This is a genomic window from Candidatus Palauibacter soopunensis, from assembly GCF_947581735.1.
GTDB lineage: Bacteria > Gemmatimonadota > Gemmatimonadetes > Palauibacterales > Palauibacteraceae > Palauibacter > Palauibacter soopunensis.
In genome coordinates this window covers 139,985-150,129 of sequence record NZ_CANPVT010000024.1, presented here as the reverse complement: position 1 = coordinate 150,129, position 10,145 = coordinate 139,985, and the positions used below count along the sequence as shown (strand labels likewise).

Annotated in this window: 7 protein-coding genes; 3 read left to right on the top strand and 4 right to left on the bottom strand. The window is 71.4% G+C overall.

Annotated features, from left to right (window positions below):
• Positions 1 to 265, bottom strand: a 265-nt coding sequence (locus RN901_RS07915; RefSeq protein WP_310757710.1) for a transposase, incomplete at its 3' end; no start/stop codon positions are given.
• 599 nt (positions 266 to 864) lie between these two features.
• The gene (locus RN901_RS07910) at positions 865 to 2,085 is read right to left on the bottom strand and encodes an integrase arm-type DNA-binding domain-containing protein (protein ID WP_310757708.1); all 1,221 of its coding nucleotides are present in this window, start codon (positions 2,083 to 2,085) and stop codon (positions 865 to 867) included.
• A gap of 140 nt (positions 2,086 to 2,225) precedes the next feature.
• Here RN901_RS07910 and RN901_RS07905 point away from each other — a divergent pair, with 140 nt between their 5' ends.
• Both RN901_RS07905 and RN901_RS07900 read left to right on the top strand, forming a co-directional pair.
• Entirely contained in the window at positions 2,226 to 4,085 is a 1,860-nt protein-coding gene (locus RN901_RS07905; protein ID WP_310757706.1) for an autotransporter domain-containing protein, read from the top strand.
• Positions 4,086 to 4,377: 292 nt separating this feature from the next.
• Entirely contained in the window at positions 4,378 to 5,793 is a 1,416-nt protein-coding gene (locus tag RN901_RS07900) for a DUF222 domain-containing protein (RefSeq protein WP_310757703.1), read from the top strand.
• A gap of 7 nt (positions 5,794 to 5,800) precedes the next feature.
• Here RN901_RS07900 and RN901_RS07895 read toward each other — a convergent pair whose 3' ends face one another.
• Complete coding sequence (locus RN901_RS07895; protein WP_310757701.1) at positions 5,801 to 6,523, bottom strand: thioredoxin domain-containing protein; 723 nt, start codon at positions 6,521 to 6,523, stop codon at positions 5,801 to 5,803.
• Positions 6,520 to 7,956, bottom strand: coding sequence for an aminotransferase class I/II-fold pyridoxal phosphate-dependent enzyme (locus RN901_RS07890; protein ID WP_310757699.1), 1,437 nt, complete (start codon positions 7,954 to 7,956; stop codon positions 6,520 to 6,522). Before RN901_RS07890 ends, RN901_RS07895 begins: the two co-directional genes overlap by 4 nt.
• On the opposite strand from RN901_RS07890, the gene RN901_RS07885 reads away from it, so the two are divergent.
• On the top strand, positions 7,955 to 9,994 hold the full coding sequence (locus RN901_RS07885; protein WP_310757697.1) for an AAA domain-containing protein: 2,040 nt from the start codon (positions 7,955 to 7,957) through the stop codon (positions 9,992 to 9,994). The two genes, RN901_RS07890 and RN901_RS07885, sit on opposite strands and share 2 nt — an antisense overlap.
• Positions 9,995 to 10,145 lie beyond the last annotated feature (151 nt).

The following is a 10,145-nucleotide window of genomic DNA, read 5'->3' as shown; positions in this document are numbered from 1 at the left end:
TCGGGTTGATCGAGTAGACCGCGAACCCGTGGTCCATGAGGCTCTCGACGACCGGCCCGTGCGGAACTTCGATCGCCACCGGGATGTCCTCCGGGGCAGACCCTCCGGACTTGGCGGCGATCCACTCGGCCATCTGGGCCAGACCCGCGCCTCCGTGGCGGAAGATGCGTTCCTCCCGCTTCGAGCCGTCTCCGCCGACCACGCAGACGTGGTGCGCTTCCGATGCCCAGTCCACGCCGGCGAACCAGGCCTTGGGTTCTACCATGCTCCCTCCCGTGTGAAGGTGTCGCTTGACAGCGAAGGCCTTGCCGCGATGCTCGCCAATCCCTGTACTGGCGCTCGATGGCGCGAACTCCCCACTGGGCATCCATCGCGGCTTCCGGATCGGGGTACAACTCCCGTGTAGGTGCTCGGTGGCACAGGTAGGCTGTGGTTACTCCCGGCCCGGTAGCCTGTCGCTCTTGTTAGAGTCCTTCGATCTAACGTGAAACCCGCTCGAATGGGTACATCAGGGGTACAGGGTATGCTGGCTTGACGCCCTAAGACTACGTCAAGCCAGCCGGGCGACCGCCCGCAAGACCCTCCCGAGCGCCGCCCGAAAACGTTGTTGGCCGGGCCGTCGCGGGCAAGCTCCTCGGCCTCGTCGTCGCCAGCCTCAAGGACGGGGAGGGCGATCGGCCCGTCTCCTGACTCCTCGGGACTGCGCCACGCTCTGCCGAGCGCTCGGTTTCCGGCCTACCCCTACCCCTCGGAGACCCGAGATCATGCGTTAGAGGCCATCCTGTGGCCCGTAGATCCCCCGAAACGCCCCCGGTGCGACCGAAAACGGGCTCTGAACCGCGTCTTGGGCTGCGACACGTCCAATCAAGCCCCGGAGTCCGCTCTCCGGCGCGAGACATGCTCTGCCCACTCATCCATGAGCCGACGCCGACGCTCGAACAGGTCGGATCGCATGTAGGCGGCCTCCACCTTGTTCTTCACGATGTGCGCCAGCGCCGCCTCGACCACCTCCCGGGGATGGTCGGTCTCCTCGGCGGCCCAGTCCCGAAACGATGACCGGAAGCCGTGCGGCACCGCCGCGATTCCCAGCCTTTCGAGCATCTGGCGAACCTGCTTCTCGGCAAGCTCCCGTCCGCGCCCTCTCGCGAAGACGATGGAACCCTCGCCGTCCAGCCTCCGCGCCTCGTCGAGGATCTCCAACGCCCGCCCGCACAGCGGAACCCGGTGCTCGCGTCCGGCCTTCATGCGCTTCGCCGGGATCGTCCACACGCCCTCCCCGTGGTCCATCTCCGGCCACACGGCCCACCGCACCTCGCCCCACCGAGCCGCCGTCAGGACCAGAAACTCGAAGGCCAGCGTGACGACGGGCGGCGAGTCGGAAGCCCTGACCTTCTCAAGGGCCGCCGCGACCTCGCGGTGCGGGAGCGCCTTCATGTGCTTCACCACATCGTTCTGAGGACCGAGGACTCGCCCGATGCGGTCGCAGGGGTTGTCGGGCCGCAGTTCCATCGCCACGGCCCATTCCAGGACGGCGCGCATACGGCGGCGCAACGTCCGGGCCGTCGGGGGCTTGACGTGCCAGATCGGTGCGAGAACCTCGTAGATGTCCGCCCCCGTGACCTCCGTGACCGGCATCTTGCCGATTCGTCCGAACGCGAAGCGCTCCAGACTGCTCAGCCAAGCCCTCGGGTACTTCGGATTGCGCCAACCGGCCTTCTGCTGCTCGACGACTTTCACGGCGGCCTCGGCGAAGGTGGGGACGCCCCGCGCCCGGCGCTTCTCGGCGAGCGGGTCCCCGCCCTCGCGGGCGAGCTTCCGGTTGGCCCGCGCCTTCTCCCGCGCCTCGGCCAGCGAGACAAGGGCGACGCTGCCGAGCCCGAGCTCCCGCCGCCGTCCACGGATCACGAGCCGTTGGATCCAGCTGCGGGCTCCGCTGGGCTGGACGTAGAGGTACAGCCCGTTGCCATCGGCGTGTCTGCCGGACGGAGCGGAGCGGATGAAAGCGGCCGACAGGGCCTTGTGGGGATGGCGGCCCTTGGGCTTGGTCTTACGAGGTTTCGGGCCGGTGTTCGTTCCAGTACTCATCCCCACATAATATGGGGGATGAAGCCGGATTGCAAGGGACGGCGTTAGCTGATGGTGTCGGTGAAATAGTCCCATAAAGTGTTGTCATTACTGGACTATATGAACCTTCACGAACATCTTGGGACGTTGTTGGACCTCAAGTGGCGGTAAAGGTGACGGTGACGGTGCTGCCGACGAACGACGCGCCGATGCCCGTCGGCACGATCCCGGCGCAGTCGCTCGAGGAGGGCGGGGATCCCGCCCGCATCGAACTGTCGCCGTTCTTCCTGGACGCGGACGGGGACGTGCTCGCGTTCGGCACGGTGTCGTCCGACTCCTCGGTCGTGCGCGCCACGGTCGCCGGCAGCGTGCTCACGCTCGTGCCCACGGGCTACGGCAGGGTCGTGGTCGTGATCGCGGCCAGGGACGCGGGCGGCCTCACGGCCACGCAGGCCGTGGCGGTCAGCGTGTCGGACGGGGCGGCGCGCGGCATGGTGTCGCATGCCCTGGCGGGCATGGCCCGGTCGCATCTGGCGAGCGCCCGCATGACGCTCGGCCGGCGCCCGATGGCGAGCCGCTCGGACGCCTCGCGCCTCTCGCTGATGGGCCGCGACGTACCGCTCAGCCTGAACGAGGCGAAGTCCGCCGCCGAGCAGCGGTGGCGGGGCTGGCTCTCCGGCATCACCTCCCGCGCCATGTCGCAGGCAAGCGGGGTCGCCGGCGGCAGCATGCCGGACTCGGCCGGCCGTCGCGCCGCCGGCAGCGACATGACCCTCGGCGATCTCTTCCGCTTCGGCGACCTCGTCGGCGACCTCACCCGCTTCGAGGGCGGACGCGACCCGCTTCGCGGCTCCGAGTTCCAGTTCGGGTTCGACGTCGGTGGAGGCGGCCAGGACGCCGGCGGCGGTGGCGGCCTGCGCTTCCAGCTCTGGGGCCAGGGCGACGTCCAGACCTTCCGCGGCGCCCCCTCCGACGGCGACAGCTACGACGGCGAGCTCAAGACCGGCTACGTCGGCGCGGACACGTGGCTCGGCAGCCGGTTCATGCTCGGCGTGGCGGTCGCGCGCAGCGAGGGCACCGGCGACTGGAGCACCGGCGCGACGAGCGGCGCGCTCCAGACCCGGCTCGTGGCCGTCCACCCGTACCTGCAGTGGAACAGCGGCGCGACCTCGATCTGGGCCATGGCCGGCGCCGGCCGCGGCGACGCGGACAACGTGCGCCACGAAAACGGACTCGCGGAGACGAGCGACCTCGGCCTGCGCATGGGCCTCGTCGAGCTGCGCCGGCGCCTCGCCGCGGGCGGCGGCTTCTCACTCGCCCTGCGCGCCGACGCCGGCTGGGCCGAACTCCAGACCGAGACCGGCAGCGAAACCCTCGACGGCCAGACCGCCGCCGTGGACCAGGTGCGCCTCGGCGCCGAGCTGTCCCAGCAGATCCGGCTCGGCGGCCTCACCCTCAACCCCTTCGGCGAAGCCCACGTCCGCCGCGACGGCGGCGCCGGCCAGCCCGGCACCGGCCTCGAACTCGTCGGCGGCCTCAAGGCCCAGGCCGGCTTCCTGCGCATCGACGCCCAGGGCCGCATGCTCGCCGTCCACTCCGCCTCCGGCTACGAGGAGCAGGGCTTCAGCGCCACCCTCAGCCTCGGCAGCCAGGGCGGCACCGGCCCGTCCCTCTCCGTCTCCCCCCGCTGGGGCGACCTCGCCACCGGCGGCGGCGGCGCCCTCTGGCAGGACCAGGTCTACAGCCGCTACGCCGCCGCCCCGGCCGCCGCGTCGTCCCCTGTCGCCCCGGCTGCCGCCGGCACTGCACCCGGCGCCGCACTCGCCCCCCGCGCCCGCGCCCGCGACCCATGGGCCGTCGACGTCCGCGGAGGCTACGGCATCCGGATCCCCGGCAACCACCTCCTCACGTGGTCCGGCTCCGTCAACCACTCCCCCATGGGCCCCCGCTTCACGACCGCCCTCCAACTCGGCTTCGGCGGCTCCTCCCGCCCCCGCCCCGAGACCCCGCCAGTTCCATAAGTGGCTGGGTTGGCCTCGCGTTGAGCACTCCGTATCCTCAGATATCCGCATCGCGAAGGGCACGGCCCCCAGGCCGAGGGAACGGGAGGAAGGGAAGATCGACGTGACGGAAGATCAGTACCAGCAGCTCATTAGCATCACGAAGGACAACAGCAGCAAGCTCGACCGCATCGATGAGAAACGTGTCGAGGTCCGGCGTTGAGATCACGTTGAGATGGAAACCGAACATTTACCGAAGATCGGGGTATGAGTGCGTACCCCCTTGGAACCCTGAGATTCGGATGAGAACGCCATGCACGACACGCCCGACGCCCCTGCCGCCCCGAACCCTGCCGCCCCGACCTCTGCCATCTCGATCCCTGCTGCCTCGCCCCCCGCTGTCTCGTACCGCGACCCCGTCGGCGACGAGATCGCCGAACTCTGCGCCCACATCGACGCCGCCCAGTACCGGCTCCTGACACTGCTGCGCCGCTACGACGAGGAGGAACTCTGGAGCGGGTGGCGCTCCTGCGCCCACTGGCTGAACTGGCGGGCCGGGATCTCCCTCGGCGCGGCCCGCGAGCGGCTGCGGGCGGCCCGCCGCCTCGCCGACCTGCCCCTGACCTCCGCCGAGATGGAGAAGGGACGGCTCTCCTGGTCGAAGGTCCGGGCGCTGACGCGCATGGCCACGCCCGAGAACGAGGCGCAGCTGGTCGAGTTCGCCCTCTACCACACGGCGAGCCAGGTGGAGCGTCTTGTGCAGGCGTGGAGAAGCGCGGAGGCCGCCTTCGCGGCGCGGGACGGGACGCCGGAGCTGGCGGAGCTGACGGATCGCCGCCACCTGACGGTCCGGCTGACGGCTGACGGCATGTACGAGGTCCGGGGCCTGCTCCTGCCCGAGGTGGGCGCCCTGCTCGTCGAGACGCTGGATGCGGCCGGCGACGAACTGCACCGACAGGAGCGCGCCATGAAGCTGGCGGCCGATACCGCCATGGGGGAGCCGGACCCGGCGGCGCCCGCGCCCCGGCCAACCCTCGCGCCCCGGCCAACCCAGGGGGAGCGGCGCCACGACGCGCTCGGGGCCTGGCTCGGGGGTCGCGCCGAGGCGAAGGTCCAACTGGTGGTCCACACCGTGGCCGGCGGCTCCGAAATCCTGGCCACGGAGGACGGCTCACACGTTCCCGTGGGAACGTCCAGGCGACTGATCTGCGACGCCGAAACCGTTGAAGTGAAGCGCGCGCCGGCCGGCTCGGTGCTGGACGTGGGCCGCCGCCAGCGGACCGTCGGATGGCGGCTCCGCAAGGCGCTCGACGTCAGGGACGGGGGCTGCCGCTTCCCGGGCTGCGGCTCGCGCTACACGCAGGCGCATCACGCCATCCCCTGGTCCGAGGGGGGCGAGACGAAGCTCGACAACCTGATCCTCCTGTGCCGGTTCCATCACAAGGCCGTGCACGAGGGCGGCTGGCGCGTGGAGATGGAGCAAGCGGGCGCGGCGCCGGGCGCGGCACGCTTCCGCGACCCGACCGGTTGCGTGGTACCGGCCGTGCCTCCGGCACGCGAGGACGTCAGGGCGCCCCGAACCGCCGATGCGGGGCTCCGGAACTGGCACCGGCAGAAGGGCATCGACCCCTGGACGGCGACGAGCCGCTGGCTGGGCGATCCCCTCGACCTCGACTGGGCCCTCTGGGTCCTCTGGGGACAGTACGACACCCGGCCGTTGGCGGCGTGAGGCCTGACTACGGCTGGGTGCCGCCGCCCCTCAGGATGAGCAGCGTGTCGATGGCCGAGGAGAAGGTGTCGAAATCGGCGGCGCCTCGGAGGGCCACGCTGTCGCCCAGGATGAAGTAGGGTGTGCTCGAGATCCCGGCCTGCGTGACGCTCGTGTAGTCGCGGAGCACGAGCGGGGCGAGCGTGCTGTTCCGGACGCAGGAGCCGAACGACTCGGGGTCGATGTCGATCTCCTCCGCGTACCCGACGAACAGCGCATAGGGGTCCGCCGCGCCGCTCCACTCGTCCTGGCGCTCGAACAGGATGTCGTGCATCGGCCAGAACTTGCCCGCGGCCCCCGCGCAGTAGGCCGCCTCCGTCGACACGAAGGCCTCCTGGTGTCCCGGATTCGCGTAGGCGATCCACAGGTAGCTGACCTTGCCCTCGGAGATGTAGGCGCTGTCGATCTTAGTCAGCGTCTGCTCGTGGAACTGCCGGCAGTAGGGGCACTGGAAGTCGGAGATCTCAACCACGCGCACCGGCGCGCCCTCTTCCCCCTTGATGCGGTTGCGGTCCGCGCGCTCGCGGGCCACCTGGGCATCCGGCGGCACGAAGGAGCGCTCCTGCGTGCCCCCGGCCTCGGCCTCGGTTGCGCAGCCTGCCGCGACGACGCTGCCGCAGAGCAGGCCGGCAACGGCTGCGAAGGATCCGAAGCTGGATCCGAAGGGTCCGAAACGAAATCTGGCGTTCAACCCGGTTCTCCCGGTGAGAGGTCGGCGGCGGCCCGATGGAGCGCCTCGAGCGCGTCGTCGAGGTGGCGCTCCTCCGTGTGAACGCTCCCGACGGACAACCGTACAGTATAACGCCCGTCGAGTTCGGTGTGCGAGAGAAACGAGCGTCCACCCGCATTAACCCGGGCGAGGATGTCGCGGTTCCACCGCCCCTCGCCCGCCGGGTCCCCCTCCCGCGCGGCCCGGAAGCAGACGGTGCTGAAGGAGACCGGCGCTGCGAGTTCGAACACGCCGCCCTCCACGAGCCGGTCCGCGGCCGCCTCGGCCATCGCGATGTGCCGGCGCATCGTCCCGGCCAGCCCGTCCGTCCCCACGCACCGGAACAGCATCCACAGCTTGAGCCCGCGGAAGCGGCGGCCGAGCGCGAGGCCGATGTCCATGAGGTCCGTCTCGTCGTCCTCCGACTCGAGGTAGGTCGGAGTCAGCGCGAGCGACGCCCGGAAGGGGGCCACGTCCCGGTACAGGAGCACCGAACAGTCAAGCGAGGTCCCCATCCACTTGTGGGGGTTGAGGACGATGGAATCCGCCGCCTCCCAGCCGCGAAAGTGCGCCCGCTGCCCGGAGACCATGGCCGCCGGCCCCGCGTAGGCCGCGTCCACGTGGAGCCAGACCCCGTGCCGGCGCGCGATCGCCGCCACCTCCGCGACGGGATCGACGCTCGCCGTCGAGGTCGTGCCGATCGTCGCGCACACCATGGCCGGCCGAATCCCGTTCTCGAGGTCGGCGACGATGGCCGCCTCCAGCGCCTCCGGGCGCATGCGGAAGGCGTCGTCGGTCTCGATGCGCCGGACGGACGCGCGGCCGAGTCCGGCGGCGATGGCGGACTTCTCCACCGAGGAGTGGGACTGTTCGCTGGTGTAGACGGCGAGGGCCGGCCCCCCGGGCAGGCCGTCGTCCCGAACCCCGTCCCCGGCGCCCTCGCGGGCGGCCAGGAGCGCCGTGAAGGTGGCGGTCGACGCCGTGTCGAAGATCAGCCCGGAGAAGGTGTCCGGGAGGCCGACGGCCTGCCGCAGCCAGTCCACCGCGGTGCGCTCGACCTCGGTCGCGGCGGGGGAGGTTCGCCACAACATTGCGTTCACGCCGACGGCGGCGACGAGGAGTTCCGCCGCGATGCTCGGCCCCCGCGTGGAACTCGAGAAATAGGCGAGGAAACCCGGATGATTCCAGTGCGTGAGACCGGAGACGATGTGCTCGTCGAAGTCGGCCAGCACGCGCTCGAACGGTTCGGGGGCGCGCGGCGGCGCCTTGGCCAGCGCGCGGCGCACGTCGCCCGGCGCGACGTCGGGGAGGACGGGCCGTTCCTCGACCCGCTTCCGGTAGTCGACGGTCCAGTCCGCCGCGCGCCCCAGCGCCGCGCGCAGCGTCTCCCCGCTCCAGTCCGTATGGTCCGGCATGCAAGCTCCTGACTCCCGCGAGGGCTCCCGCGAGTCGCTGTGGATTCTGTTGGCGGATCTCCGCGGCGCGATCGAGGAGGAGATCGAGGCGGTCGCGGCCGACCTCTCCCGCCGCCGCCTGGACCGGCCGATTCCGGCGCTCTCCGGACGCCTGCGCGGAGAGGCGGGCACCGGCTACCGCTACGCCTTCCAGATCGCGGGGGGAACATACGACATCCGCGCCGACGACCGCGTGCGCATCCACGCCGCCGGCCGCGAGGCGCTCGGCGTCGTCCACCGTTTCGACCGCACGCTCGGGCTCCTGCAGGCCGTGAGCCCGGACTGGCTCGGCGAACGCCTCGACGGCGCCGAACTCGAGTTCGATCCCACGTGGCTCCTGCGGGAACTCTCCACGCGGCTGGCCGAGGTGGGGCAGGATCCGGAGGAATACTTCCCGGACACCGTGCTCGGGGCCTTCGGACGCCTGCCCCCGCGCCTCGGCCGCGAGTCTCCGCGCCTCGACTCCTCCGCCGACCTCAACGGGCCGCAACTCGACGCCCTGGAACGGGTGCTCGGGAGCAGCGCCCAGCTCGTCTGGGGCCCGCCGGGGACCGGCAAGTCCCGCCTCGTGGCGCGCGCGGCGCTGGAACTCGCGCTCCGCGGCAGGGTGCTCGTCGCGGCGACGACCAACGGAGCCGTGGACGAGATCGCGCGCCGCCTCGCCGCCATCGCCGACCCGGCCCTCCTCGACCGCGACCGAATCATCCGCGTCGGGTTCGACCTCGGCGCCGCGCCCGACACGCGCATCGACCTGGGCGCGGCACTGGCGCGGCGGATCGACGGCGGCGCCGGCGGCGTGGACCGCACGCTCGCCGAGCACGAGGAGCAGCTCGGTGCCCACCCGCCGTCAGGGAGCCGAGAAGGTCGTCCCCCGGCCCTCAATCCCTACGCCCGCGCCGGACGCCTCCTCTCGCTCGCGCGTTCCCGCGGGAACGCGGAATCCGCCCGCGCCCTCGGCCGCGTCATGCTCGAGATCGCCCGCCAGGCCGAGGCCGTGCTGGAGGAGGCGGACATCGTCCTCACCACCTTCGCCCGGCTCTCGATCCGGGAGGAACTCCGCGAGCTGAGGTTCGAATCCCTCCTCATCGACGAGGCGAGCACCGCGCCGCTCCCCTACGTGGCGCTCGCCGCCTCCCGGGTCGCGGGCCCCGCCATCGCCGTCGGCGACTTCCAGCAGCTTCCCCCCGTCGTGTCGAGTACCGCCCCGGCCGCGGCCCGCTGGCTGCGCACGGACCTGTTCCGCGAAGCCGGCGTCGTGGGCGGGGCAGGGGCCGGCGCCGAGGCCGGGGGCGACCCCGAGGCGGGGGCCGCGCTCCCCTCCCCGAACGACGGGCTGTGCGCCATGCTCGACCTCCAGTACCGGATGGCGCCCGACATTCGCGAGTTGGTGAGCGGGTTCTTCTACGGCGGACGCCTCAGGGACGCCCCGGAGATCGCCGAGCGCGCGGCAGACGTCGCCGAGCGCGCAACCCGGCCGGCCGCCCTCACCGTGCTCGACACCAGCGGCCTCGAGCCCCGCGTCGAACGCGTGGACGGCTCGCGCCGCAACCGGACCCACGCCGAGACCGTGGCGGACTTCGTGGGCGCCGCGGCCCGCGACGGGATCGATGACATCGCCGTGGTCTCCCCCTACCGCGCCCAGACCCGCCACCTGAACGACCTCATCCGCCGCCGCCTCGGCCGCGCCGCCCCCGCCAACCTCGAGGTGAGCACGATCCACCGCTTCCAGGGACGGGAGAAGCGCCTCGTCATCATCGACACCGTGGACGCACCCCCCGGCCGCAGCTGGTTCCTCGACGAGCGCCGCAACCGCGACTTCCCCCGCCTCCTCAACGTCGCCCTCTCCCGCGCCCGCGAGCGCCTCGTCATCGTCGCCACCGTCGCCGGCCTCCGCCGCACCCTCCCCGGAGAAGCCCTCCTCAACCGCCTCCTCTCCCACGTCGAGCAGTCTGGCGCCCGCCTCGACGCCACCCCCACCGACCTCTGGCACGGCACCTGACCAAAATCCGATTTTGTCGCGCGGATCGCTGCAGGGAATGGCGGTTCGATGGATGAATTTTTGAAAAAAATACGACTGCGGCGTGTTCGAGGTTGACGACCCAAAAAGATCTTTTTAGAATCAAGGCGTGCTAAGGGAGGCGGCACCGACC